Source organism: Massilia sp. 01N410, assembly GCF_056399665.1.
The window spans coordinates 492797-519696 of sequence record NZ_JBFTRV010000001.1 but is presented as its reverse complement, the minus strand read 5'-3'; the positions used below and the strand labels follow the sequence as shown (position 1 = coordinate 519696).

Below are 26900 nucleotides of genomic sequence, written 5' to 3'. Positions count from 1 at the left end.
CCGTTTTCCGGCATTGCGCGAAGGGCCGGGGTCGCGTAGCATCCGGGGATTGCTTGTCCACAAGGCAGGCATCCGAGAATCCGGGAGACCCATGAAAACCGAAACCCTACCCCTACCCTACACACAAACCCGTTCCTTCCTCACCGTCGCTCTGATCGAGCTGTGGGAGCGCTTCGGCTATTACGGCATGCAGGCGCTGATCGTCTATTACATGGTCGAACGCCTCGGCTTCGAGGACAGCCGCGCCAACCTGGTCTGGAGCGCGGCCGCCGCCCTGATCTACGTGGCTCCCGCAATCGGCGGATGGATCGGCGACAAGGTGCTGGGCACCAAGCGCTCGATGTACCTCGGCGCCATGGTCCTGACCGTCGGCTACGCGCTGATGTCGGTACCGACCGAGAGCACCCGCTTCCTGTTCTGCGCCCTCGGCGTGGTAGTGGTCGGCAACGGCCTGTTCAAACCCAACACCGCCAACCTGGTGCGCAAGATCTATGAAGGCGACGATTCCAAGATCGACTCCGCCTTCACCCTGTACTACATGGCCGTGAACGTCGGCTCGACCGTCTCGATGCTGGCCACGCCCTGGATCAAGGATTACGTCAACGCCACGTACGGCAACAACTTCGGCTGGCACGCCGCCTTCGGGGTCTGCGCCGTCGGCCTGGTGGTCGGCCTGCTGAACGTGGCCCTGATGCGCGCCACCATCGCCCACGTCGGCAGCCTGCCGGACGAGCGTCCCCTGCAGGTCGGCAAGCTGGCCGCCGTGCTGGTCGGCGCCGTGCTGGTGGTGTTCGGCTCGGCCGAGATCCTGGAAAACCAGGGCCTGGCGCGCGCCTTCGTCTACCTGGCCGGCTTCGTCGTGCTGGGCATCTTCGTGCACCTGATCCGCAAGAGCGAGCCGAGCGAGCGCGCCGGCCTGATCGCCGCCCTGGTGCTGACCCTGCAGACCGTGTTCTTCTTCATCTTCTACCAGCAGATGTCGACCTCGCTGTCGCTGTTCGCCCTGCGTAACGTCGAGCTCGACTTCAGTGTCTTCGGCGCCCACCTGTGGACCTGGTCGCCGGCCCAGTTCCAGGCCCTGAACGCGATCTGGATCATGGTGCTGAGCCCGGTGCTTGCCTGGGTGTACTCGGCCGCAGGCCGCACCGGCAAGGACCTGTCGATCGCCGGCAAGTTCGCGCTCGGCTTCGCCGCGGTGGCAGCCGGCTTTTTCGCCTACGGCGTGGCCGGCGCCTTCGCGGTGAACGGCATGACCTCGTCGTGGGTCATGATCGCCGGCTACGGCCTGTACTCGCTGGGCGAACTGCTGGTGTCGGGCCTGGGCCTGGCGATGGTGGCGCGCTACGTGCCGGCCCGCATGAGCGGCTTCATGATGGGCGCCTATTTCGTTGCCACCGGTATCTCCCAATACCTGGGCGGCGTGGTCGCCAACCTGGCCAGCGTGCCGAAGGACCTGACCGATCCGGTGCAGACCCTGCCGATCTACACCAGCCTGTTCAACAAGCTGGGCATGGGCGCGGTGGCCTGCACCGTGATCGCCCTGCTGGCCCTGCCCCTGATGCGCAAGCTGACGGCCAGCCACCAGTCGCACCAGTAAGTTTCAACGCCATCCGGGGGCGCGTCCTGCGCCCCCTTCTCCCCCATCGCTCCGTCTGTCGCGTGTGCGCATCAGAAGAAAGATTGGCGAACAGACCCGATCTGTTGCAAAAAGGAAATCTGATATATAGTGCGTGACTCTACCGGGCGCAGCGGCGTCCATGACCTGTCACGACACCATGCACACGCTCCCCAAAACCGGCCTGTTGACGCTGGCCTGTCTCCTGTTCGCGCGCGCCGCGGCCGCCGAACCGCACAGCTACAACTTCTCGCCGGTCAACCAGTACAACCTGCAGATCTCGGCCAGCTTCTGGAATCCCATCATCCGCTACGTCTCGAACAAGAGCGGCGTGCATCTGAACCTCAAGCTGGGCCGCACCTCGGCCGACACCACCAGTTACGTGCTGGCGCGCGAAGTCGATTTCGCCTTCACCAACCACCTGTTCAGCCCGGACCGCGAAAAAATGGGCTGGACCGTGTTCGGCCGCCGCGATGCGCCGCCGGTGCACGGCGTGATCGTGGTCCCGGCCGATTCGCCGGTCAAGGACATCGGTGAGCTGGCCGGCAACGCCATCGCCTTCCCTGGACCCGAAGCCCTGGTGGCCTACAAGATTCCCTACGCCCAGCTGCTGCGCAAGAATATTGCCGTCACCCCGGTCTTCACCGGCAACCACGACGCCGCCTTCAGTCAGATGTTCGCCGGCAAGGTCAAGGCGACCGGCGCCAACTCGCAACTGGTCGACGGTTATGCGAAGCGCGAAGGCAAGGCTTTCCGGGTCCTGTGGAGCTCGCCGCCATACAACGAACTGGCGCTGATGGCCTCACCCCGCGTGCCGGCCGCCGAGGTGCGCGCCGTCGCCAGGGCCTTCCTGACCATGCGGGACGATCCGGAAGGCCGCAAGATCCTGGACGCCGCAACCGAGCTGGTGCGCGCACCCAAGCCGGTCGCCTTCGTCCCGGCCGGCGACGCCGACTACGCCGGCTACCGGGCTTTCTACGCCGACGCGCCGGCCAGCCTGCGCTAACACAGGAACGGCGCCATGACCGTGCTGAGCCGCATGTCTTCGACACTCAGGAAGATGTCGCCGACCGCCCTGCTGCCGCGTTCCCTGGCCGGCCGGGTATTCACCGTCTTCAGCCTCACCATGCTGCTCTTCCTCGGCATCGGCCTGGCCCTGTTCTACCGCTACCAGTTCCTGCAGCACGTCGACGAGACCCAGGACGCGGCCATGACCCTGATCGAGGTCGCGGCCCAGAACATCGAGGACAGCGCGGTGATCGGCGACTACGACACCGTTCAGCGCACCCTCGGCAAGATGCTGTTCCAGTCGCCGTTCAAGAGCGCCGCCTTCATCGACGTCGCCGGCGGCACGCTGCGGGTGCAGGCGCCGAAAATCGAACGCGTGCCGGCGCCGGACTGGCTGACGCAGCTGATCGCCTCCAAGCTGTACGAGGTCAACCGCGTGGCCAATGTCGGCGGCCGCGACTACGGCGTGATCCGGCTCGAGTTCGACGCCGACAAGATCGCCTCCCAACTATGGGCGCTGGTGATCGAGACCGCGACCTTCGCCCTGGTCGCCTTCGTGCTCGGGGTGGCGCTGTTGCGCACCCTGCTGAAGCGCTGGCTGTCGAACCTGGGCCGCCTGCGCTCCTTCGAGGACGACGTCGCCGCCGGCCGCGTCACCGCCGAAGCCGACCTGCAGGCCGACGCCCCGACCGAGATCCAGGAAGCGATCCGCGCCGTCAACCGGGGCGCCGCCAGCCTGCGCGTGCAGTACGGCCAGCGCATCGACTCGCTGATGAACTCCCTCATGCAGCACAAGAGCGCGGTGGACCAGGCCGCCATCGTGTGCGACGTCGACCCGGCCGGCCGCATCGTCGGCGTCAACGAACTGTTCGAGCGCAGCAGCGGCTACACGCGCGCCGAGGCGCTCGGCCGCGAGCTGGCCGAATTCGGCCGTCCGGCCGGCAGCGCCGCGGCCTGGAGTCCCTCGCCCCAGGTCTGGAACGGCGAGGTCACGGTCGAAGGCCGCGCCGGCCGCCTGCAGTGGTACCGGACCATCGTCCCGATCTTCGAGGCGGACGGCGCCATCGAGCGCTACCTGTGCATCGACATCGACATCACCGAGCGCAAGGAATTCGAACGCGCGATCGTGGAAAACGCCAAGCGCCAGACCCTGATCGCGGAGCTCGGCCGCAAGGCCCTGGCCGCCAACGACCTCGACGACCTGTTCGTCGACGCCGTGCAGGCCGCCGCGCACGGCCTCGGCACGCCCTGCGCCGCCCTGTTCGAGATCGGCCCGGAGCGCCAGCTGACCTTGCGCAGCGGCGCCGGCAGGCTGGCGCAGGCGGCCGGACTGCAGCTCGGCTGCGCCGGCGCTCCGCTGGCGGAACCGGCGGCAACCGGCCTGCGCCCCTGGTTCGCGCCGCTGGCGGCGATGCACGGCCTGCGCGCCGGCCTCGACGCCGGCGTCGGCCAGTACGGCGTGCTGGGCGCCTACTGCGACGGCCAGCGCCGCTTCGACGAGGACGACGCCGTGTTCCTGCGCGGGATCGCCAACATCCTCGCCACCTGGGTCGAGCGCCAGGAAGCGCGCCGGCGCCTGACCTACCTGGCCCAGTACGACTCCCTGACCAATCTGCCGAACCGGCGCCAGCTGGGTGCCTGCCTGGAAGAGGCGATTGACCGCGCCGGCCGCCACGGCCACCGCGCCGCCGTGATGTTCATCGACCTGGACCGCTTCAAGAACGTCAACGACATGCTCGGCCACGGCGTCGGCGACCAGTTGCTGGTGCAGGCCGCGGCGCGCCTGGAAGCCTGCGCGCGCGAAGACAATGTGGTGGCGCGCCTGGGCGGCGATGAATTCGCGGTGGTGCTGCCCTGGCTCGGCGCGAACGAGCGGCATTCGGGCGACGCCTCGCTGATCGCGACCCGCATCGTCGAGGCGCTGGCCCAGCCCTTCCACCTGCAGGGCCAGCAGCTGTTCGTCTCGGCCAGCATCGGTATCGCCAGCTATCCGGAAGACGGCACCAGCGCCGAGCAGCTGCTCAAGAGCGCCGACACCGCCATGTACGGCGCCAAGAACAGCGGCCGCAACACCTGGCAGTTCTATTCGGCGGCCCAGCACGAGAACGCGGCCCAGCGCCTGCAGCTCGAGTCCCAGCTGCGCCAGGCGCTGGAACGCGACGAATTCCTGCTGCACTACCAGCCCAAGCTCGACCTCGCGAGCGGCAGCATCAGCGGCTTCGAGGCCCTGCTGCGCTGGAACCATCCGCAGCGCGGCCTGGTAGCGCCGCTCGAATTCATCTCCATCCTCGAGGACACCGGCCTGATCCTGCCGGCCGGCGAATGGGTGATCGGCGAAGTCTGCCGCCAGCTGCGCAGCTGGGAAGCGGCCGGCCTGCCCATGCCGCCGGTGGCGATCAACCTGTCGGCCCGCCAGCTGCAGCAGACCGACCTGGCCGCCGTCATCGAACGCATCGTCGGCGAGGCCGGGGTCGATCCGACCCTGCTGGAATTCGAGCTGACCGAATCGATGCTGATGACGAATCCGGAGGCGGCGGTGGCGATCCTGTCGCGCATCAAGGCGCTCGGCATGCGCCTGTCGGTGGACGATTTCGGCACCGGCTATTCGAGCCTGGCCTACCTGAAGCGCTTCCCGCTGGACGCCCTGAAGATCGACCGCACCTTTGTTCGCGACCTGCCGGACGACCTCGACGACGCCGCCATCACCAAGGCCGTGATCCGGCTGGCGCACAGCCTGAACCTGAAAGTGGTGGCCGAGGGCGTCGAGAATGTCGAACAGATACGCGAGCTGGAAAGGTATGACTGCGACGAAATCCAGGGCTATTACGTCAGCAAGCCGCTGCCGGCCGCCGACTGCGCCCGGCTGCTGCGCGCCGAGCAGCCGGCGCCGGCCTGAGGTAAGATAAGCGGATGCCAGATACACAGAATACCAGCGCGCTCGCGACCCGCGCTCTCCAGGTCGCATCCCGCGTCGACGCCATCGAACCCTTCCGCGTCATGGAAATGGTCAAGCAGGCTGCCGCCATGAGCCGCGCCGGCATCGACGTCGTCAGCATGAGCGTCGGCGAACCCGACTTCACCGCACCGGACATGGTGGCGCAGGCCGCCATGGAAGCGATCCGCGGCGGCGCCACCCAATACACCGAATCGCTGGGCCTGCCGGCGCTGCGCGAGGCGATTTCCGGCCACTATGCCCGCTTCTACGGCCTGGACATCGATCCGCGCCGCATCGTGGTCACCGCCGGCGCCTCGGCCGGCCTGCTGCTGGCCTGCGCCGCCCTGGTGGCCGAGGGCGACGAAGTCCTGATGCCGGACCCCTGCTATCCCTGCAACCGCCACTTCGTGAGCGCCTTCGGCGGCAAGCCGACCCTCCTGTATGCGAGCGCCGCGGAACGCTACCAGCTCACGGCGGCCCACGTGGCCGAGCATTGGCACGACCGCACCCGCGGCGTGCTGGTGGCCTCGCCCTCGAACCCGACCGGTACCTCGATGACCGTGCCGCAGGCGCGCGAGCTGCTGGCCGCCGTCAGGCAGCGCGGCGGCTTCGCCATCGTCGACGAGATCTACCAGGGCCTGTCCTACGACGGCAAGCCGGTCAGCGCCCTCGCGCTCGACGACAATGTCATCACCGTGAACAGCTTCTCGAAGTATTTCAGCATGACCGGCTGGCGCCTGGGCTGGCTGGTGGTGCCGGAAGCCCTGGTGCCGGCGATCGAGAAACTGGCCCAGAACCTGTTCATCTGCGCGCCCACCATCGCCCAGCATGCCGCCCTGGCCTGCTTCCGCGACGACGCGCTGGAGATCTTCGAAGCGCGTCGCCTGGAATTCCAGCGCCGCCGCGATTTCCTGGTGCCGGCCCTGCGCGAACTGGGCTTTTCCGTGCCGGTGATGCCGGACGGCGCATTCTACGTGTACGCGGATATCTCGCACCTGCCGCACCATCTCGCAGGCGACAGCACCGCTTTCGGCAAGGCGGTGCTGGAAGACGCCCATGTGGCGATCGTGCCGGGCGACGACTTCGGCTTCGCCGCGCCGAGCCGCCACGTGCGCTTTTCGTATGCGACCAGGTACGAGCGGATCGAAGAGGCGGTGCAGCGCCTCGGTGGCTTCCTGCGCAAATAAGGAATCAGAAATGCGGCTGCGAGGCGTCGATCAGCGGTAGCAGCGCATCCAGCCCGACCGGCTTGACCAGGTAGTGGTCGAAGCCGGCCTCGCGGCCCCGCGCTTCGTCCTCGGGCTGGCCGTAGCCGGTCAGAGCGATCGCCAGGGGCCGCGTGCTCTGCTCTCCCTTTCCCATCGTCGCGCGCACCGCGCGGATCAGGCCAAATCCATCCAGGCCAGGCAGGCCGACGTCGCACACGATCACGTCGTAAGGCCGCTCGAGCGCCGCCGCCAGGCCGCTGCGCCCGTCGAGCGCGGTCACCACCTCGTGTCCCTCTTCGCGCAGGCAGGCCGCCAGGGTGGCGCAGGTGTCCGGATTGTCTTCCACCACCAGCACCCGCTTGCGTCCGCCGGTAACGGCCACCTGGGCCGGGCCGCGGCCGATGCTGTGGCTGCCGGAGCGCGGCAGGCGCACCGTGAAGCAGCTGCCCTGGCCGGCGCCGCCGCTCTCCGCCGTCACCGTGCCGGCGTGCATGGACACCAGGTTGCGCACCACGTTCAGGCCGACACCGAGGCCGCCCTCGGAGCGCGCCAGCGAGCGCGGCCCCTGGGTGAACAGGTCGAAGATATAGGGGATGATTTCGGGCGCGATGCCGTTGCCGTCGTCCTCGATCGCCACCGACACCTCGTCGGCGTAGGCAGCAGCCCGCAGGTGCAGCCTGCCGCCGTCGCCGGTGTACTTGGAGGCATTCGCCAGCAGGTTGGTGAACACCTGGGTCAGGCGCACCTGGTCGCCCTCGACCAACACGTTTTCCGGCGGCAGTTCAAGCTGCAGGCTCTGGCGGCGTTCCTGGATACAGGGCTGCATGGTCTCGACCGCCTGCTGCAGCACGTCGGCCAGCACCAGCGGCTGGGTCGACAGGGTGATCTTGCCGCTGCTGATGCGGGCGGCGTCGAGCAGGTCGTCGAGCAGCTTGGCCATATGCTCGACCTGGCGTGCGATCACGCGCGACAGCTTGTGCATCTGGGGCGAGGCGTCCGGGGCGCGTTCCAGCAGCGAGGCCGCCATGCCGATCGGCGACAGCGGGTTGCGCAGCTCGTGCGCCAGCATCGCGAGGAACTCGTTCTGGCGCCGGTTGGCGGCTTCGGCGTCTTCCTGGAGGTGCTGGGCCTGCACCGCCGCCAGCACCAGGTGCTCGTTGGCTTCGCGCAGCTGCTCCAGAGTGGATTCGAGGCGGCGCCGTTCGGCGGCGGCGGCGCGCAGGCTCTCGACTTCGTCTTCGAGGACGCGAATGCGGCGCAGCAGGTATTCCTCCGGCAGGGCAACGCGCGGCTCCTCGTGCGTGCTCGCGCGCTGTTGCGAGGCCGTGATGTCGTCGTCTTGCGGTTCCATTGCGTCCTCGCCCATGCCTTTCCCGTCAACGCCTTGGCGTCGGATGTCCCGTCAGCAGTCCGTCGTACTCGCTCGGCTTGCCATCGACCTCGATGCCGGCGTCCGTGATCCTGTATTCCCGTAATTCCGAACTGTGATCGCAGCCGCGCACCTTCACGACCATCATGATCTTGCGCAGTTCGCCTTCGATCTCGGCAAAGCGCAGGGACACCACGGCATCCGTCAGGAAGGACAAGGCGCTCGGGCTGAAGCGCAGGCCCATGTAATCGTCTTCCATGCCGACCGTCACCAGCGCGGTCACACCGCGCTTGGCCAGGGCGGTCAGGGTGCGGAATACCGCCAGGCGCAGGTCGGCGCGCACTTCCGGCGCCAGGTAGAGCTCGATCTCGGACAGCGAATCGATGACCACCCGGGTGGCGCCGGTGCGCTCGATCGCGCACATCAGCGCGTCCAGCAATTCCTCGACGCTGAGCGAAAGCGAACGGCTCTCGACCACCTCGACCTGGCCGGACTGCGACAGCGCGGCCAGTTCGGCGTTGCGCAGGCGCGCCGTGCCCTTTTCGAAATACAGGGCGACGCCCTTCTCGCCCAGGTCGGCGCCGGCCTGCAGGAAGCGGGTGCCGAGGATAGTCTTGCCGATGCCGGTCGGTCCGGACACCAGCATCGTGTGGCCTTGCGGCAGACCGCCGCGCAGCAGCTCGTCCAGTCCGGCGGTGCCGGTCGGGATGCGGCGCGGACTGCGGTCAACCGGGCTGCCCGGCAGGCGGTCGTCGGCCAGCGGCGGCAGCACGCGCGGATAGACGCGGATGCCGTCGTCGGTGATGCGCATGGTGTGCGAGCCCGTCATGTGGGCCTGGCCGCGCATCTTGTTGATGCGGATCTTGCGCAGCATCGAGTTGTCCTCGTTTGCCTGGATCAGCGTGATCATGCCGTCGGCCACGGTGATGATCGGATTGGCTTCGACGTCGGCTTGGGAATATTCGCCGATCAGGAAAGTGGTGGCCTGCCAGGTCGCCATCCGCGAACCGAGTTCCTGAATGAATTGCTGCAGGTCCGACAGCCCCTCGTTGCCACTGCGCGCAGATTGCATGACCGAGCGGAAGGAATCGACGAAGACAAGGCCGGGACCGAAATCCTCGACCTCGCGCATGATGCGTTCCAGTACTCCATGGAAATGGCCTGCTCGTAAATCATCGGCCAGGTTCACGTAGCGGATGTCGGGCCCGACCTTGGCCATGTCGAAGAAGGCGAACTGCTGCTGGTAGCGCAGCATCTTCAGCGGCGGCTCGCCCAGCACGGTAAAGAACAGGGCGCGCCGTTCGGGACCGGCCTGCGCGAACATGATCTGGTGCGCGAGCGTGGTCTTGCCGCTGCCGGGGGCGCCGGCGATCAGGGTGAAGGAATATTCGGTCAGGCCGCCGCCGAGGAGGACATCGAGGCCCGGAACCCCGGTTGCCAGCAATCCCAGGCGTACTTTGTCGGTCATTTACTTGTGCTCCTGTACATCTTCCGGTCCGTCCTGCTCCGAAGCCCTGGCCTGCTCGAGGAGCCGGGCCGTGAGCGCTTCGCCGATCAGCGACGACAGCTGTCTGGTGAATGTGTTCAGCAACTCCGCGTTCGCGATGTCGGCCACGGCGCGCTCGACGCCTGCCAGGTCGCGCTCCAACGCAACGAGCAGTCCGTCGATGGTCTTGCGCGAAGTATCCACGCTCAACCACTCGTAACGGACCGCCATCGTGCGGAGGGCGCGGCCGAACAATGCGCAAAAACCGCTCTCGCCGATCAGCGTGACCAACTGGCCACTGATGCGGCGCCACGGGCGCAGCCTGTACACGGCAGCGCTCGCCTGTGGCTGCGCCGTCCCGTCATCGCTGGATTGTCGCCGCTTGTTGTCGTCTCTTTCCATGCAGGTCAACTGGATTTATCTTGGTGCGGCACCGCCGAGGCGGCCAAGGCATGTGGTCCATATTATAACGGGATCGCCGGACGGAGAATTGTAAAATCGTGACAATATTTTCCTGGCCGATTTAGTCGCCGCCACGCGCCAGGGACTGCTAAGATCCTTGCTTCAGACAAACACGACAACAAGACGTATCCATGCCAGACCGCCGATTCCGCGCCGCCCTGCTGGGCGCCACCCTGATTGCCGCCTTGCCCGCCATCCACGCCGCCGCTCCCGCCGCCGCTCCCGCCGCCGCACCCGCCGTGCTGGAAGCCCCGCTGCGCGCCCACCTGTCCTTCCTCGCCGACGACCTGCTCGAAGGCCGCGGCACCGGCCAGCGCGGCGGCGAACTCACGGTGCGCTACCTGGAAACCCAGGCCGCCGCGATCGGCCTGAAACCGGCCGCCGGCAAGGGCTATCGCCAGAAGGTCGAGCTGGTCGGCCAGAAGACCCGGCCCGGCAGCAGCCTGCGCTTCGAAGCCGGCGGCAAGACCATCGAGGCGGCCTTCGGCCAGGACGCCGTGTACGCCAATGCGAGCGGCCAGGCCGAGACCCGGCTGGACGCGCCCCTGGTCTTCGTCGGCTACGGCATCGACGCGCCCGAGGAACACTGGAACGATTTCGAGGGCGCCGACGTGAAGGGCAAGCTGCTGGTGGCGATGGTGAACGACCCGCAGCCGACCGCCACCGAGCCGCAGCGCTTCGCCGGCAAATCGCTGACCTGGTACGGCCGCTGGACCTATAAATTCGACGAGGCGCTGCGCCAGGGCGCGGCCGGGATCCTGCTGATCCATACGACGGCGTCCGCGTCCTATCCGTGGAGCGTGCCGGCCAACAGCTTCTCGCACGAGCAGTTCCACTTGGCCGGCCCCGGCAACGCGCTGCAGGGCTGGATCAGCGAAGACATGGCGCGCCGCCTGTTCGCGGCCGCCGGCCAGGACCTCGACCAGCTGCGCGCCCGCGCCGAGGTGAAGGGCTTCCGCCCGGTCGAGCTGAAAGCCAGCGCCCAAGCCGAGGTGAAGAGCGCGGTGCGCCAGGTGGCCGAGTACAACGTGGCGGGCATCGTGCCCGGCACCGATCCCAAGCTGCGCGAGGAAGCGGTCATCTATTCGGCCCACTGGGACCATCTCGGCATCGACGAACAGAACGGCCAGCCGGACCACATCTGGAACGGCGCCATCGACAACGGCTCCGGCACCGCGGCCCTGCTGGCGATGGCCCAGGCGGCGGTGGCCCATCCGGCGCGCCGGACCCAGATCTTCCTGTGGCCCTGCGCCGAGGAGCAGGGGCTGCTGGGCAGCCTGGCCTATACCCGCGCGCCGCTGTGGCCGCTGGCCAGGACCGCCGCCGACCTCAACCTCGACAGCATGAATTTCGTCGGCCCGACCCGCGACATGGGCGTACCCGGCGCCGAGCGCAGCTCCCTGCTCGAGACCTCGCGCCAGGTCGCGAAGGCCATGGGCCTGAGCCTGGCGCCCAGCGTGCCGGACCTGGGCGGCGCCTACTACCGCGCCGACCACTTCATGTTCGCCAGGGCCGGCGTCCCCGCCTTCAACGTCGGCTCGGCCGTGTTCTCCGGCGACGGCAGCTTCGCCTTCGTCCACGATCCGGCGGCCTCCGGCAGCCGCATGCGCGCCTTCACCAAGGACTACCACCAGGTCAGCGACCAGTACGACCCGGGCTGGGACCTGTCGGGCATGGTGCAGCAGGCCCAGTTCACCCTGAACCTGGGGTATGCAGTGGCGAATGCGCCGGCGATGCCGGTGTGGCGCGCGGGCGAGGCCTGGGGCAGGGTGAAGCGCTGAATCTCAGTTGCCGAAGCACTCTTCCATGAAGCCGAGGAAGGCCCGCACGCGCGGGCTCAGGTGCTTGCGGCCCTGGTAGACCACATAGAGCGGCTCCTGGGCCGGCGCGCGAAAGGCTTCCAGAACCGGCACCAGCCGGCCGCTCCTCAGGTCGTCGCGGATGTGGAACTCGGCCAGACGCACCAGGCCCAGGCCGCTTCTCGCCAGCTCGAGCAGCATGTCGCCGAGGTTCGCTCCCACGTTGCCCTGCGCCGGCACCGCCTTTTCCACGCCGTTCTCGACCAGCGGCCAGGCGTTCCAGTCCGTGCGCTGGGTAAAGTTCAGGCAGTTGTGATGCGCGAGGTCGCCTGGTACCGCCGGCGTGCCGTAACGCGCGAGGTAGCCCGGCGCCGCGCAGATGATCCAGGGGCTGTGCAGCAAGCGCCGCGCCACCAGCGACGAATCGGGCAGCGGTCCGCCCTGGATCGAGACGTCGATCCGGTGCTCGATGAAATCGACTGCCTCGTTTGACAGCACGAATTCGACCCGCAGCCTGGGGTGGCGCGCGAGGAAGTCGCCGATCGCCGGCGCCAACTGATACTTGGCGAAGGTCACCATCGAGTGGACGCGCAAGGTGCCGCTGACCTCGTCGGAGCAGGCCTTCACCGCGTTCTCCGCGCTTGCGAGGGCCGCGAACACGCCCTGCCCTTCCTCGTACAACGCTCGCCCGGCCTCGGTCAGGCTGAGTGCGCGCGAACTGCGCTGCAGCAGGCGTGCATCGAGCCGGGCCTCGAGGCGCGACACCAGCTTGCTTACCGCAGACGGGGTCAGGTCCAGCCGGCGCGCAGCCGCGGAAAAACTGCCGCTGTCGACGGCAGCAAAAAACACTTCCAGCTCACCCAGGGGAATCGGCACTGCTGCTCCATCTGTGAAATTTTGTCAAAGCCCATTGACGATTATCGCATTTACCACGGCCCGTGCGCAGCGCAAGATGCAACCCTCATTCATCGTATCGATAAGAGGTATCACGTGTCCAAATCCCTAGAGCGCACCCATCCCAGCAGCCTGGTCGGCTTTGCCCAGCCAATTCCCCGTTTTGCGATCCAGGACCTGGTCGTACCCGACGCCATTCCGGAAGACGAGCGCGAATGGGTGCCGCAGGCCCCGAACGTCTGGTTCCGCCCACTGATCCTGAATGTCACCCAGGGCTACTTCGTCAACGTGCTGCGGGTGCGCAAGAGCGGCGTGCTGTCGCGCCATCGCCATGACGGCCCGGTTCACGCCGTCGTGCTGAAGGGCCGCTGGTACTACCTGGAACACGACTGGACCGCGATCGAAGGCTCCTACGCCCACGAGATCCCCGGCGAGATCCACACGCTGTACGTGCCGGAAGACGTCACCGAAATGCGCACCCTGTTCCACGTCACCGGCGCCTACACCTACCTCGACGAGGAAGGCCGCCCGGTCGGCTACGAAGACGTGTTCACCAAGCTGGAGGCGGCCATAAAGCACTACGAAGCCGTGGGCCTGGGTACGGACTACGTGAAGAAGTTCATTCGCTGAACGCAGTGCCGGGCGGCGTGCCGCCCTGAAGGAGACAAGACATGAATACCGATACCACCCGTTTAGCCGTGCCGCTCCCTCAGGAAGGAGCGGCCGACGAGACCGCGCGCGTCTACCGCAAGATCACCCTGCGCCTGGTTCCCTTCCTTTTCATCTGCTACGTCGCGTCCTACCTGGACCGCATCAACATCGGCTTCGCCCAGCTGCAGATGAAGCAGGACCTGGGCTTTTCCGACGCCGTCTACGGCCTGGGCGCAGGAATTTTCTTCTTCGGCTACGCGCTGTTCGAGGTGCCGAGCAACCTGTTACTCGAAAAGTTCGGTGCGCGCAAGACCCTGCTGCGCATCATGCTGCTGTGGGGCCTGACCTCGGCCGGCATGATGTTCGTGACGACCCCAACGCAGCTGTACGCCGCCCGCTTCCTGCTCGGCCTGTTCGAAGCCGGCTTCTTCCCCGGCATCATCCTCTACTTCACCTACTGGTATCCCTCGCACATGCGGGCAAGAATCATCGCCCTGTTCATGTCGGGAATGGCGGTGGCGGGCATCATCGGCGGCCCGCTGTCGGGCTGGATCATGAAGGACCTGGCTGGCGTGAACGGCTGGACGGGCTGGCAGTGGATGTTCCTGCTCGAAGGCATGCCGGCGGTGGCGCTCGGGCTGCTGGTGTGGTTCCTGCTGTGCGACCGCCCTGCAGAAGCGAAATGGCTGTCGGCGCAGGAGAAGGACGTGGTCGAGCGTACCCTGCAGCGGGACCGCCAGGCCCTGGGACCGTCGCGCCACGGCTCCCTCAAAGGCGCGCTGCGCGATCCAAAGATCTACATCCTGGCGTTCGCCTACTTCGCCTTTATCGCCGGCACCTATGTGATCACCTTCTGGCTGCCGACCATCATCAAGGGTTTCGGCCTCGCCGATCCGCTGCGGATCGGCCTCCTCACCGCGATTCCCTACGTGATTGGCGCGATCGGCATGATCGCACTCGGCAAGCATTCGGACCGCACCCGCGAACGCCGCTGGCACGCCGCGTGCGCGGCCTTCCTCGGCGGCGCCGGCCTGGTGGCGGCAAGCCTCCTGACCGGCAACCTGCCGCTGGCCCTGGTCGCCTTGTCCTTCGCTACCATCGGCATCTTCGCCACCATGCCGCTGTTCTGGGCGATGCCGACAGCCTATCTGACCGGCCCGGCCGCGGCGGGCGGGATTGCGCTGATCAATTCGATCGGCCTTATCGGCGGCTTCGTCAGCCCCTTCGTGATCGGCTGGATGAAAACCGTCACCGGCAGCGTCAACTACGGCCTGTACTTCGTGGCGGGGCTGATGGTGCTGGGGGCGATCGTGCTGCTGGCGGGCGTTCCAGCGGAGGCGCTGCGCGAGAAACGGACGGGCTGAGTCCTGCCTGATCGCTTGCCGACGTCCCCGCGTGGGGCCGTTTTCGTTTATTCTGCGCCGTGAGCCCAGGCTCATCCTATCCGCCGTCCACTCCGGGAAGAACATGACAAGAAAACCGGGCGCCGCCCTTTTCCTGGCGCTGTCGCTGTGTGCCAGCGCCAACGCATCATCCGCCGCCACCACTGCCGACAAGCGCTTCCAGTCGATCCATGAGCAGGAATGGCAATGGCGCATCGCCCAGCACCTTGCCGACGACGAGGACCTGCCCCAGGGCAGGCGCCCGGAACTGCCCCACGTCGATGCCGCCACCCAGGAAGAACGGCGCCGCTACTGGGAAGGTGTGCTGAAGCGCCTCGACGCCATCGATCCCGGCACGCTGTCCAAGGCGGAGCGCATCAACTACGCCGTCTACCGCGCCCAGATCCAGGCACTGTACGAAGCCCAGCGCTTCCGCGAATACGAGCAGCCGGTCAACGCCGACAGCTCCTTCTGGACCGACATCACCTATGCCGCACGGCGTCCGTTCAAGTCGGCGCAGGAGTACCGCGACTACATCGCCCAGCTGCGCGACATGCCGCGCTACTTTCGCGAGCAGCTGGCGAACATGCGCGCCGGCCTGGCGCGCGGCTTCACGCCGCCGCGCGTGACCCTGGCCGGACGCGATGCGCCGCTGGCCTCGGTGGCGGAAGCGAAGACACCGCAGGACACGATCTTCTACACGCCGTTCCGCAACATGCCTTCGGCGATCCCGGCGGCCGAACAGGAGCGCCTGCGCGCGGAAGGCGCGGCCGCGATTCGCGACGCCGTGCAGCCGGCCCATGCCGAAGTGCTGGCCTTTGTACGCAGCGAGTACTTCCCGAAAGCGCGCGTCGCCCTGGCCGCGGGCAGCCTGCCGGACGGCCGCGCCTACTATCAATCGAAGATCGTCGAGTACACCACCACCTCGCTGAGTGCCGACGAGATCCACCGGATCGGCCTGGCCGAGATGGCGAAGATCCGCGCCGAGATGCAGGAGACCATGAACCAGGCCGGCTTCAAGGGTGACCTGCCGGCCTTCCTGGCCTTCCTGCGCAGCGATCCGCAGTTCTATGCGAAGACACCCGAAGAACTGCTGATGCGAGCCGCCTGGATCGCCAAGAAGTTCGACGGCAAGGCCGAGCAGTACTTCGGCTACCTGCCGCGCCGCCGCTTCGGCATCAATCCGGTGCCGCCCGACCAGGCGCCCTACTACACCTCGGCGCGCGGCGGTCCCGGCGTCTACCTGGTGAACACCTATAACCTGCCGGCCCGCGCCCTCTACAGCCTGCCGGCCCTGACCCTGCACGAATCGGCGCCCGGCCACGCCTTCCAGATGCCGGTGGCAATGGAACAGCAAGGCGTGCCGCCCTTCCGCAGGGCGTATATCTCGGCCTATGGCGAGGGCTGGGCCCTGTATTCCGAACGCCTCGGCACCGAGATGGGCATCTACGAGACGCCCTATGAAATGTTCGGCATGCTGAGCTACCAGGCCTGGCGCGCGGCGCGCCTGGTGGTCGACACCGGCATCCACGCCCAGGGCTGGACCCGCGAGCAGGCGCAGGCCTATATGCACGACAACACGGCACTGTCCGATCACGAGATCGAGACCGAAGTCGACCGCTACATCTCCTGGCCGGGCCAGGCCCTGTCCTACTACCTGGGCGAGATGGCGATCATGAATGCGCGCAAGAAGGCCGAGGCGGCGCTGGGGCCGAAATTCGACATCCGCGCCTTCCACGACACCGTGCTGCAGCTCGGGTCCGTGCCGCTGCCGGTGCTGGAAGCGCGCATCGATACCTTCATTGCGGAGGGCGGGAAGTCGCCGTATCCGCGCAAGGACTGAACCCTCCTCGACCTGTCATGCGCCTGAGCACCTGCACGTAGCCGCGTTCGAGCGGCGCGCCGGCCTCATAGGCCCCATGCTCGCGCAGCCAGCGATGGAAGCGCGGCAGCTGCCAGGCCGGCACCGCCGGCACCAGATGGTGTTCGAAGTGGTAGTTGACATAGTTCGGCGCCACCGTCAGCCGCTCCCACCACGAAGCCAGCACGGTGCGCGTATTGCGCCAGATGTCGGGCTCGCGGGTGCCCGGCAGCGCGCCATGCTCGGCGGCGTTGCGGATGCGGCTGTACAGCATATAGGTGGTCAGCCAGGCGACTGGCCACAACAGATAGGTCCAGGCCTGCCCGGCGGCGGCGCAGGCGGCGAGCATGAGCGCATTCGCCAGCGCGCAACGCCAGCTGTTGCGCAGCAGCGTACGCGCGCTCAGCACGCGCTTCTCCCCGGCGCCGGCGCGGTAGCTGTAGCCGCTGCGCTGGTCGGCGCTCGCATACAGCAGCATCAGGGCGGCGAAGGCGCGCAGGCCTGAGCGTCCGCTCAGATCGCGCAACAGCTTGCGGCGCAGCGAGGCGGGGCTGACCGGGTAGTGTTCGTAATTCGGCAGGTCGGGATCGCCATCGGTGCCCGCCTGCTGGTGATGGGTGAAGTGGTAGCGGCGGTAGATGCCGAGTTCGACGAACATCGGCGCCGCGCACAGCCACTGGCCGACCCATTCGTTCAGCGCGGCGGTCCTGAACAGCGAACGGTGCGCGGTCTCGTGCATCAGGATGCCGAGACCGAGCTGGCGGCCGCCCAGCACGATCAGCGCGAGCGCCACGGTCAAGGGATTGGGGTGCCACATGACGAGCCCGAAGCAGGCCGCGATCAGGCCCCAGTTGAAGGCCAGCATGCGCCAGCCCGCCAGGTCGGACTTCGCCAGGAAAGGACGGATCTGCTCGCGCGGGAGAGGCTGGGTCCAGTCGAGGCGCATGGCGGCTCCGGTTCGGGGTCGGCTTATTCGAACAGCTTCAGCTTGAGTTGCACCGAAATCCCGCCGTACAAGCGATCCTTGTAGCTCGGGATGATGCCGACATTGACGCCCACCCGCCGGTATTCGTAGGTCAGGGTCGGCACCACGGCCGGGAACCAGCCGCCGTCGCGCATGTGTGGATAGCCGTTGAAGGCGGCGATCGCCGCACCCAGGCGCACCGGGCCGATCGCATAGGGCTGCCAGATCACGCCGGCATAGTTCGAGTATTCGCGGTCGCTGTTGTAGAAGCGGCCGACGGTGGCCGCCATCGTGCCCGAGAAGCGGTACTCGCCGCCGAGGCCCCAGTTGGCGCCGTTCAGGTCCTTGTCGCGGTTGAAGTGCCAGGTGGCGAAGCCGCTGTCGATCCAGAACTCGCTCTTCGGCGCGGCGTCGATCTTCGTGAACAGCTCGTCGGCATGGGCGGCCGGTGCCAGCGCCAGCGCCAGCGCAGCCAGCGCCAGGCAGGCTGCCGCGGTCTTAGGGAAAAACGTGTTCAATCGTCTGCTTTCGGATCGAGATCGGGGAACATCACTTCGGTGAAGCCGAAGCGGGAAAAGTCCTTGATGCGCATCGGGTAGAGGATGCCCAGCAGGTGGTCGACCTCGTGCTGCACCACGCGCGCATGGAAACCGTCGACCTCACGACTGATATGTTTTCCATATTGATCGAAGCCTTCGTAATGCAAACGCGTATGACGGGGCACGCTGCCGCGCAGGCCCGGCACCGACAGGCAGCCTTCGAAGCCCTCTTCCATCTCGCTTGATAACGGGGTCAGGACCGGATTGATCAGCACCGTCTCCGGCACCGCGGGGGCGTCCGGATAGCGCTGGTTCTGGCCAAAGCCGAAGATCACCAGCTGCAGGTTGACGCCGATCTGCGGCGCGGCCAGGCCGGCGCCGTCGACCGCGTGCATGGTCTCGAACATGTCGGCAACCAGCGCGTGCAGCCCGGGCGTGTCGAACTCCTTCACCGGTTCGGCCAGGCGCAGCAGGCGTGGATCGCCCATCTTCAGAATCTCGCGGATCATTTCAGCTCCTTCAGGAACTCGGCGAAACCGGCCGCCGTTTCCGGATGCTTCAGGCCCATCGCCGCGGTCGCCTTCAGGTAACCGAGCTTGGAACCGCAATCATAGCGCTGTCCGGCATAGCGGTAGGCCAGCACGCGCTCGTCGGCCATCAGCGAGGCGATACCGTCGGTGAGCTGGATTTCGCCGCCGGCGCCGGCGCCGATCCTGGCGAGGTGTCCGAAGATCGAGCCGGACAGCACGTAGCGGCCGACCACCGCCAGGGTCGACGGCGCCTCGTCCGGCTGCGGCTTCTCGACGATGCCCGACACCAGCTCCAGGTCCGGGCGGTAGGCGCTGGCGCTGACGATGCCGTACTGGCGGGTGTTCGCGCGCGGGACGTCCTGCACCGCCAGCACGCTGCATTTCTCGTAGTCGTAGAGGTCGGTCATCTGGGCCAGCACCGGCTTGTGGCCGGGCGCGCTGTCCATGAAGTCGTCGGCCAGCAGCACTGCGAACGGTTCGTTGCCGACCACCGGCCGGGCGCACAGCACGGCGTGGCCCAGGCCCAGCGGCTCGGACTGGCGGATGTAGATGCAGTTGACGTTCTTCGGGATCACGCCGCGCACCAGCTTCAGCAGCTCTTCCTTGCCATGGGCCTCCAGCTCGGCCTCGAGTTCGTAGGCCTTGTCGAAGTGGTCTTCGATGGCGCGCTTATTGCGGCCGGTGATGAAGATCAGCTCGGTGACGCCGGCGGCGACCGCCTCCTCGACCGCGTACTGGATCAGCGGCTTGTCGACAATCGGCAGCATTTCCTTCGGCTGCGCCTTGGTGGCCGGCAGGAAGCGGCTGCCGAGGCCGGCCACCGGGAATACGGCCTTCTTGATTGCACTCATTCTGCCTCCGTCAGGGTTCATTTGGGCAGCAGCGCCAGCAAGCCTGCCTCGTCCAGCACGGTCACGCCCAGGCTCTCGGCCTTTTCCAGCTTGCTGCCCGCCTCAAGCCCCGCCACCACATAGGAAGTCTTCTTCGACACCGAGCCGGACACCTTGCCGCCGGCCGCCTCGATCAGGGCGCCGGCCTGGTCGCGCGACATGGTCGGCAGCGTTCCGGTCAGCACGAAGGTCTTGCCGGCCAGCGGGCCTTCCTCGCCCGCCGGCGCCTGTTCCGGCAAGTGCGCCAGCAGCTCGCGTCGCAGGTCGGCGAGCTTCTGCACGGTCTCGCGGTGGCCGTCCGCAGCCATCCACTCTTCCAGCGACTCCGCGACCGTCGACGGCAGGCCGAACACGCTGAAGATCTTCAGGTGGGCCAGCTCGTCGAGCGTGCGGCCGTCCGCCAGCAGCTGCCTTGCGCGCGGCTCGGTCAGTTTCGGGATGCCCAGCGCGGCCAGCAGCTGCACCTCGTCGAGGCGCTCGCGCAGCTGGGCCCTGGGCGCATGTTCGCCCTGCGGTTCGACCCCGGCGGCCAGCAGCGCATCCAGCGCGGCCTGGTTCTTCGGTTCGGCAAAGAATTCGGCAATCGCCTCGGCCACGGTGCCGCCGATGTCGGGCAGGACGCGCAGCAGCGCGGCCGGGGCGCGTCGCACCAGCGCCAGGCTGCCCAGCCAGTCGGCCAGGGTCTTGCCGGTCGATTCGCCCACGTGGCGGATGCCGAGCGCGAACAGCAGGCGCTCCAGCGGCGGGCGCCTGCTGGCGGCGATCGCGGCCAGCAGGTTGTCGGCCCACTTGGTCGCCACCTTGCCCTGCTTGAGCGCGGGCTTGTCCGATTCGGGCGTGCTGCCGTCGCGCTCGTCGGCCAGGCGTTTCATGGCCAGCAGGTCGTCCAGGGTCAGGCGGTAGAGGTCGGCCACGCCGTGGATCAGGTTGCACTCGACCAGGCTGTCGATGTAGCGGTCGCCCAGGCCTTCGATGTCCATCATGCGGCGGCCGGCGAAGTGGCGGATCGCTTCCTTGCGCTGGGCCGCGCAGGTCAGGCCGCCGGAGCAGCGCGCCACCGCCTCGCCCTCTTCGCGCACCACGTGGGAGCCGCACACCGGGCAGGTCTTCGGCAGCTCGTAGACGGCCGGCGCGGGCTGCGGACGGCGCTCCAGCACCACCGCCAGCACCTCGGGGATGACGTCGCCGGCGCGCCGCACGATTACGGTGTCGCCGATGCGCACGTCCTTGCGGCGCACTTCATCCTCGTTATGCAGGGTGGCGTTGGTGACGGTCACGCCGCCGACCGACACCGGCGTCAGGCGCGCCACCGGTGTGATGGCGCCGGTACGGCCCACCTGCACGTCGATCGCCTGGACCGTGGTCAGCGCTTCCTCGGCCGGGAATTTGTGGGCCAGCGCGAACCGCGGGGCGCGCGAGACGAAGCCGAGCCGCGCCTGGTCGGCGATGCGGTCGACCTTGTAGACCACGCCGTCGATCTCGTAAGGCAGGGACTTGCGCTTCTCGCCGATCGAGCCGAAGTAGTCGAGGATGCCTTCGCAGCCCTGCACCACCGCGCGCTCCTTCGACACCGGCAGGCCGAGGCGTTCGAACCAGTCCAGCACAGCGGAGTGCGATTGCGGCATCGCCGCGCCTTCGAGCACGCCGATACCGTAGGCGAAGAAGCGCAGTTTGCGCTGGGCCGTGATGCGGGCGTCGAGCTGGCGCAGGCTGCCGGCGGCGGCGTTGCGCGGATTCGCGAATTCCTTCTGCCCAAGCTCGCGCTGGCGCTGGTTCAGGCGCTCGAAGTCCTGCTTGAACATCAGGACTTCGCCGCGCACTTCCAGCACCTCGGGAATATCCTCACCCTGCAGGCGCAGCGGGATCACCTTGATGGTGCGGATATTGGCGCTGACGTCCTCGCCGGTATAGCCGTCGCCACGGGTGGCGGCCTGCACGAACACGCCGTTCTCGTAGCGCAGGCTGATCGCCAGGCCATCGAACTTGAGCTCGGCCGCATACGCGACCCGGGCGCCGTTCGGCAGGTCCAAGCCTTCGCGCACGCGGCGGTCGAAGTTGTCGATGTCCTCGCTTGAAAAGCCGTTGTTCAGCGACAGCATCGGCATCGCGTGCGTCACCTGGCTGAATTCCGGGATCGGCGCACCGCCCACGCGCGAGGTCGGCGTGTCGTTGGACACCGCTTCCGGATGCGCCGCCTCCAGTTCCTGCAGTTCGCGGAACAGCTTGTCGTACTCGGCGTCGGGAATGGTGGGCGCGTCGAGCACGTGGTAGTTATAGATGTGGTGGTTCAGCTCCTTGACCAGCCACGCCATCCGCTCGAGGTAGTTCTGCTGCTCGCTCATGAAAAAGCCTCAGCTGAACAGGCGCAGCGCGCGGGTCGAGCCGGCCGGGATGTCGGCCGCTTCCATCTCCTGGTAGAACTCGCCGACCTGGCCGGCGATCTCGCCCAGTGCCGCATCGAGCAGCGGCTGGTCGAAGTCGTCGACGATGGCGGCGTCCAGGCGCAGCTCCAGCGACTTGGCGCAGGCGACCATCTTGCCGAAGCCGTCGCGGGCCGGGGCCACGCAGGGCACGTCGAGCAGCAGGGTCAGGCGCGAAGTCGTATCGGCGCCCAGGTTGACGTTGGTCGACAGGGTGAACAGGACCCCGCCCGCAGTCCCCTCTTCCTTGTCGGGCATCGCGAAGCGGCCGTCCGGACGCACGTCGAAGCCCTGGCTCTCGAGCGCGCCGATCAGGGTCGACATCGCCCACGGCGCGCCCTTCGAGGCCAGGTTCACGCCCAGCTGGGCATCGTGGCCGGCGACGAAGCGGTGCAGGTTCTTCGCTTCGCTCATCACCTCGATCATGTCCGGCACTTCCGGCTCGGCGCCAATCTCGTCGGCCACCGCGCGCAGGCGCGTGACCATCTCCGAGTATTCGAGTTCGTTCAGCGAGGTGGTGCGGGTGGCCAGCTGGACGCCGGCCTGCAGCTTGGTGTAGACGCCGCCATGCACGATCGGCTCCCAGTCGCCGTTCACGGCCAGGCCGACGAAGTGGACCGGCTTGTTGCCGACGCGGCGCAGCTTCAGCAGCGCGGGCAGGATCTTGTCGCCGCGCAGGGCGCCTTCGGTGTTCAGCGGGATCAGGCAGTCGATCAGCGGGTCGACCAGGTTCTCGGCCAGCTGGGCCGGCGGCGTGTCCGGCTTGGCGCCCGGCAGCCCGGCGAGCGGATCGAGGGTGGCGCCGGCAGACGGTCCGGCCGAGGCAGCGGCGCCAGCGCCGGCGGCGCCGTGCTGGGATTCGCGCACCGAAGGTTCGGCAAGCGCATCGGCCCCGGCCAGCTCGGCAAACGGCGCGTCCACGTTGGCATCCAGGACCGGCTCGTGGCGGTCGACGGCGCCGGTCTCGCCCAGCACCGGCTCGGCGGCGCCGCGTTCGGGCACCGCCCCGCCCTTCATCAGGACGTCGTCATGGTCGGAGGCGAAGGCGCGCTCGACGCTCTTCCTCGCCTTGTACTCCTGCCACTTGTTGTAACCGAAGACGCCGGCCACGAACACGCCGCCCGCGGCAACCAGGCTCATCTCTAAATCTGTCATGCTGCTTGTGCCTCTTGTGCAAAATTCGCGGCGGACTCCATGTCCACCGCCACGATGCGCGATACGCCCTGCTCCTGCATCGTCACACCGATCAGTTGGTTGGCCATCTCCATCGCGATCTTGTTGTGCGAGATGAAGAGGAATTGGGTATGGTCGGACATCCGCTTGACCATGCGGCAGAAGCGCTCGGTATTGGCGTCGTCCAGGGGCGCGTCCACTTCGTCGAGCAGGCAGAACGGCGCGGGATTCAAACGGAACATCGAGAACACCAGGGCCGTCGCCGTCAGCGCCTTTTCGCCGCCCGACAGCAGGTGGATGGTGGCGTTCTTCTTGCCCGGCGGCTGGGCCATCACCTGCACGCCGGCATCGAGGATTTCCTCGCCGGTCATCATCAGCTTGGCGGTGCCGCCGCCGAACAGGATCGGGAACAGCTCCGAGAAGTTGGCGTTGACGCGGTCGAACGTATCCTGCAGCAGGTCGCGCGACTCGCGGTCAATGCGTGCGATCGCCCCCTCCAGCGTGGCGATCGCTTCCTGCAGGTCGGCATTCTGGGAATCGAGGAAGCGCTTGCGCTCGGTGGCCTGGGCCAGCTCCTCGACCGCCGCCAGGTTCACCGCGCCGAGCGCCGTGATCGCATTGGTCAGGCGCGTCACCTCGCCCTGCAGGTATTGCGGCTTCATGTCGGGCTGCAGCTTCTGCGACAGCTCGGCCTCGTCGGCGCCGGTCGCGCCCAGGGCTTCCGCGAACTGTTCCTGGTTCAGGCGCGCGGCCTGTTCCTTCAGCTGCATCTCGGTGATGCGCTCGCGCTGCGGCTGCAGGCTGCGTTCGGCCGCCATGCGCGCTTCCTCGGCCGCGCGCAACTGCTGCGTGAGCTGGTCGAGTTCGTGGCGGGCGTCGGCCAGCGCCTGTTCCTGGGCGGTGCGGCGCGCCAGCAATTCCTGCAGGCCTTCGGCCGCGGTGCCGGACTCCAGCGCCTCGAGCTCCATCTTGCCAGAGCCTATGCTTTCCAGGACCTGTTCGGCCTGCTGGTTGGCGGTGGCGATGGTGCGGCGCAGTTCCTCGATGCGGGTGCGCTGGGTCTTCTCGGCGAACACCGCTTCCTGGGCCGCGCGTTCCAGCTCGCGCAGCTTGTCGCGCGCTTCGTTCAAGGCGCGCTCCTTGTCCAGGAAGGCGGTCTGGCCGTCTTCGTGCGCGCCCTGCAGCTCGGCCAGTTCCATGTCGAGCTCTTCGAACTCGGCCTCGGCCTCCATCTTTATCTGGCGCTGTTCGGCTTCCTGGGCCGCGATCTCGTCGAGATCGGCGGAAATCTGGCCGCTGCGCTGGTTGAAGCGGGCCTCGACCTCGGCCTGCTTCACGACCTCGATCTGCAGCGCGTGCACTTCCCTCTGCAGGGTCGCGACCTTCTGGCGGCCGTCCTGCAACTGGCGCTGCAGCTCGCTCACCGCGGCGTCGGCGCGGGTGGAACGGGTGCGCGCTTCGTCCAGCAACAGGGCCTGGGCGCGCAGCTGCTTGGTGATGTTGTCGATCTCGTGCTGGCGCGCGAGGACGCCATCCTGCTCGGCGTCGGCGGCATAGAAGCGCACGCTGGAGCGGCTGACGATGTGGCCGTGCGGCGTGACGAAGCAGCCGCCTTCCGGCAGGCGCTCGCGCTGTGCCAGGGCGGCGCCCGGATCGTCGGCCGCGTAGACGTCGTGCAGCCAGTCGTCGAGCAGGCCGCGCAGGCCCGGATCGTTCAGCTTCAGCAGGCTGGCAAAGGGTTTCAGGCCGTGGTGGTCGTGCGGAGCGGCAGCGCCGGTCGATGGCGTGTACAGCGCCATGCGGGCCGGCGGGGCATCGCCGAAGAAGCCGCGCGCCCAGTCGAGGTTCGAGATCTCCAGTGCGCCGGTACGCTCGCGCAGGACGGATTCCAGCGCGGTCTCCCAGCCGGTCTCGATGTCGAGCTTCTGCCACAGGCGCGGCAGCTTGTCGAGTTCGTGCTTCTGCAGCCAGGGCTGGACCTTGCCCTGGGTCTGGACCCGCTCCTGCAGCTGGCGCAGGGCCGACAGGCGCGCTTCCAGCTTGGCATTGGCGGCACTCTCCTGCTGGACCTGGGCGTGGGCGTCGCGGCGTTCCTGCTCGCTCGATTCCTGGCGGCTGGCGGCTTCTTCCAACAACAGGTTCTGCTCTTCCAGTTGCAGCTGCTTTTCTTCCAGCTGCATGCGCAGGTTGTCGAGCTGGCCGGCGTCCGGCAGGTTCAGGTTGCCGCGCTCCTGCTGCAGGCGCTCGCGGCGCGTGCCGAGTGTCGCGAGGATGTTGGAGGCATTGCGCTGGTGGGCCGACGACAGCTCGATGCGCTGCTGCACCTGCATGATGCGGGCCCGCGATTCCGTGGACTTCTCCTGGGCCGCGCGCCAGGCGGCGTCCAGCTCCGGCAGGCGCTCGTTCTGGGCCTCGACGGCGATCTGCGCACCTTCGACACGCGCCGCCAGTTCTTCGAGGCGATACTCCGCTTCCTCGATCTGCTCCTGGGTATCGCGCGCCTGGTTCAGCCATTGTTCGCGCTGGGCGGTGAGCGTGCCGATCTGGTTCTGCAGGCGGGTGCGCGACTCGACCACGAACTTGATCTGCGCCTCCAGGCTGCCGATCTCGGAATTGGTCTGGTACAGCTCACCCTGGGCCGCGTGCAGGCGGTCGCCGGTGGCGTAATGGGCCTGGCGCATGCGTTCGAGTTCCAGCTCGAGGTGGCGCATCTTCGCGTTCTGCTCTTCGAGGCCGGTCTGGGCCTGTTCCATCTCGAGGAACCAGCGCGTCTGTTCGGCCTTGGCCTCGTTCTTGCGCAGCAGCCAGAGCAGCTTCTGCTTTTCTTCCTGGTCGGCCTGCAGTTGGTGGAAGCGGTTCGCTACCGCCGCCTGGGCTTCGAGCTTTTCCAGGTTGGCGTTCAGCTCGCGCAGGATGTCCTCGACGCGGGTCAGGTTCTCGCGGGTATCCGACAGGCGGTTCTCGGTCTCGCGGCGCCGCTCCTTGTACTTGGAGACCCCGGCCGCCTCTTCCAGGAACACGCGCAGCTCTTCGGGGCGCGACTCGATGATCCGCGAGATCATGCCCTGGCCGATGATGGCGTAGGCGCGCGGTCCGAGGCCGGTGCCGAGGAAGATGTCCTGGATGTCGCGCCGGCGTACCGGCTGGCCGTTGATGTAATAGGTCGAGGTGCCGTCGCGCGTCAGGGTGCGCTTGACGGCGATCTCGGCATACTGTCCCCACTGCCCGGCCGCCTTGCCGTCGCTGTTGTCGAACACCAGCTCGACCGAGGCGCGCCCGGCCGGCTTGCGGTAGGTGGAGCCGTTGAAGATCACGTCCTGCATCGACTCGCCACGCAGCTCGGAGGCTTTCGATTCGCCCAGCACCCAGCGTACGGCGTCGATGATGTTCGACTTGCCGCATCCGTTCGGGCCGACCACGCCGACCAGCTGCCCCGGCACCTGGAAATTGGTGGGATCGACGAAAGACTTAAATCCCGACAATTTGATGGAGGATAGACGCACGTTTGCTCAGGGTGGAGTGGGAGCTGTGAAAAACCGCATCATACCATCTGTTCCTTGCTTTACGGCCAAGATTTGGCGTCGCTTTCCGCTCTCGGCGCCCGCGACGGCCCGATTGCTTCCTTTGTTACGCGACCTTCGATCGTCCCTGGCGTGCCTCCCAAGCCGCCCATCACCGTTCGAGCAAGGAAAATTGCCAGGACGTGGCATTTTT

19 protein-coding genes are annotated in these 26900 nt (G+C 67.4%); 8 read left to right on the top strand and 11 right to left on the bottom strand.

Going from position 1 to position 26900, the window contains the following annotated elements; genetic code table 11:
• The first annotated feature begins 91 nt into the window (after positions 1 to 91).
• From AC1DOP_RS02270 to AC1DOP_RS02255, 4 genes are all read left to right on the top strand, one after another.
• Positions 92 to 1597 carry a peptide MFS transporter gene (locus AC1DOP_RS02270; RefSeq protein WP_441934365.1) on the top strand — a complete coding sequence of 502 codons (1506 nt, stop codon included), beginning with the start codon at positions 92 to 94 and terminating at the stop codon, positions 1595 to 1597.
• A 178-nt stretch (positions 1598 to 1775) separates the two neighbouring features.
• Complete coding sequence (locus AC1DOP_RS02265) at positions 1776 to 2621, top strand: phosphate/phosphite/phosphonate ABC transporter substrate-binding protein (RefSeq protein ID WP_441934363.1); 846 nt, start codon at positions 1776 to 1778, stop codon at positions 2619 to 2621.
• Between the two features lie 15 nt (positions 2622 to 2636).
• The gene (locus tag AC1DOP_RS02260; protein WP_441934361.1) at positions 2637 to 5519 is read left to right on the top strand and encodes an EAL domain-containing protein; all 2883 of its coding nucleotides are present in this window, start codon (positions 2637 to 2639) and stop codon (positions 5517 to 5519) included.
• A 14-nt stretch (positions 5520 to 5533) separates the two neighbouring features.
• On the top strand, positions 5534 to 6745 hold the full coding sequence (locus tag AC1DOP_RS02255) for a pyridoxal phosphate-dependent aminotransferase (protein ID WP_441934359.1): 1212 nt from the start codon (positions 5534 to 5536) through the stop codon (positions 6743 to 6745).
• A 4-nt stretch (positions 6746 to 6749) separates the two neighbouring features.
• Here the strand turns inward: AC1DOP_RS02255 and AC1DOP_RS02250 are convergent, their stop codons facing one another.
• Genes AC1DOP_RS02250 through AC1DOP_RS02240 form a run of 3 tightly spaced genes read right to left on the bottom strand, consistent with a single transcriptional unit; the run spans position 6750 to position 10023 of the window.
• Positions 6750 to 8117 (bottom strand): hybrid sensor histidine kinase/response regulator, encoded by a 1368-nt coding sequence (locus AC1DOP_RS02250; protein WP_441934357.1) that lies wholly within the window; start codon positions 8115 to 8117, stop codon positions 6750 to 6752.
• Between the two features lie 25 nt (positions 8118 to 8142).
• Positions 8143 to 9603: an RAD55 family ATPase gene (locus AC1DOP_RS02245; RefSeq protein ID WP_441934355.1), complete on the bottom strand. Its 1461-nt coding sequence runs from the start codon at positions 9601 to 9603 to the stop codon at positions 8143 to 8145.
• On the bottom strand, positions 9604 to 10023 hold the full coding sequence (locus tag AC1DOP_RS02240) for a hypothetical protein (RefSeq protein WP_441934354.1): 420 nt from the start codon (positions 10021 to 10023) through the stop codon (positions 9604 to 9606).
• Positions 10024 to 10214: 191 nt separating this feature from the next.
• On the opposite strand from AC1DOP_RS02240, the gene AC1DOP_RS02235 reads away from it, so the two are divergent.
• The gene (locus tag AC1DOP_RS02235) at positions 10215 to 11864 is read left to right on the top strand and encodes a M28 family peptidase (RefSeq protein WP_477249534.1); all 1650 of its coding nucleotides are present in this window, start codon (positions 10215 to 10217) and stop codon (positions 11862 to 11864) included.
• A 3-nt stretch (positions 11865 to 11867) separates the two neighbouring features.
• On the opposite strand, the gene AC1DOP_RS02230 is transcribed toward AC1DOP_RS02235, so the two are convergent.
• On the bottom strand, positions 11868 to 12758 hold the full coding sequence (locus tag AC1DOP_RS02230) for a LysR family transcriptional regulator (RefSeq protein ID WP_441934350.1): 891 nt from the start codon (positions 12756 to 12758) through the stop codon (positions 11868 to 11870).
• A gap of 114 nt (positions 12759 to 12872) precedes the next feature.
• Here AC1DOP_RS02230 and AC1DOP_RS02225 point away from each other — a divergent pair, with 114 nt between their 5' ends.
• From AC1DOP_RS02225 to AC1DOP_RS02215, 3 genes are all read left to right on the top strand, one after another.
• Positions 12873 to 13406, top strand: coding sequence for a 2,4'-dihydroxyacetophenone dioxygenase family protein (locus AC1DOP_RS02225; RefSeq protein WP_441934349.1), 534 nt, complete (start codon positions 12873 to 12875; stop codon positions 13404 to 13406).
• Between the two features lie 41 nt (positions 13407 to 13447).
• The gene (locus AC1DOP_RS02220) at positions 13448 to 14791 is read left to right on the top strand and encodes an MFS transporter (protein WP_477249532.1); all 1344 of its coding nucleotides are present in this window, start codon (positions 13448 to 13450) and stop codon (positions 14789 to 14791) included.
• A 103-nt stretch (positions 14792 to 14894) separates the two neighbouring features.
• A complete protein-coding gene (locus AC1DOP_RS02215) occupies positions 14895 to 16652 on the top strand; it encodes a DUF885 domain-containing protein (RefSeq protein WP_441934345.1) in 1758 nt (585 codons plus the stop codon).
• Here AC1DOP_RS02215 and AC1DOP_RS02210 read toward each other — a convergent pair.
• From AC1DOP_RS02210 to smc, 7 genes are read right to left on the bottom strand one after another with little or no spacing between them, the layout of a single operon-like run.
• Complete coding sequence (locus AC1DOP_RS02210) at positions 16609 to 17616, bottom strand: fatty acid desaturase family protein (RefSeq protein ID WP_441934343.1); 1008 nt, start codon at positions 17614 to 17616, stop codon at positions 16609 to 16611. The genes AC1DOP_RS02215 and AC1DOP_RS02210 overlap by 44 nt on opposite strands.
• 23 nt (positions 17617 to 17639) lie before the next feature.
• Complete coding sequence (locus AC1DOP_RS02205; RefSeq protein ID WP_441934342.1) at positions 17640 to 18152, bottom strand: hypothetical protein; 513 nt, start codon at positions 18150 to 18152, stop codon at positions 17640 to 17642.
• Positions 18149 to 18682, bottom strand: coding sequence for a peptide deformylase (def, locus tag AC1DOP_RS02200; RefSeq protein ID WP_441934340.1), 534 nt, complete (start codon positions 18680 to 18682; stop codon positions 18149 to 18151). The genes AC1DOP_RS02205 and def overlap by 4 nt, the downstream gene beginning before the upstream one ends.
• Complete coding sequence (gene galU / locus AC1DOP_RS02195; protein ID WP_441934338.1) at positions 18679 to 19554, bottom strand: UTP--glucose-1-phosphate uridylyltransferase GalU; 876 nt, start codon at positions 19552 to 19554, stop codon at positions 18679 to 18681. Before galU ends, def begins: the two co-directional genes overlap by 4 nt.
• A gap of 17 nt (positions 19555 to 19571) precedes the next feature.
• A complete protein-coding gene (gene ligA / locus AC1DOP_RS02190) occupies positions 19572 to 21935 on the bottom strand; it encodes an NAD-dependent DNA ligase LigA (protein ID WP_441934336.1) in 2364 nt (787 codons plus the stop codon).
• A 9-nt stretch (positions 21936 to 21944) separates the two neighbouring features.
• Positions 21945 to 23168: a cell division protein ZipA C-terminal FtsZ-binding domain-containing protein gene (locus AC1DOP_RS02185; protein WP_441934334.1), complete on the bottom strand. Its 1224-nt coding sequence runs from the start codon at positions 23166 to 23168 to the stop codon at positions 21945 to 21947.
• Complete coding sequence (gene smc / locus AC1DOP_RS02180; protein ID WP_477249528.1) at positions 23165 to 26689, bottom strand: chromosome segregation protein SMC; 3525 nt, start codon at positions 26687 to 26689, stop codon at positions 23165 to 23167. Before smc ends, AC1DOP_RS02185 begins: the two co-directional genes overlap by 4 nt.
• Between the last annotated feature and the right edge of the window lie 211 nt (positions 26690 to 26900).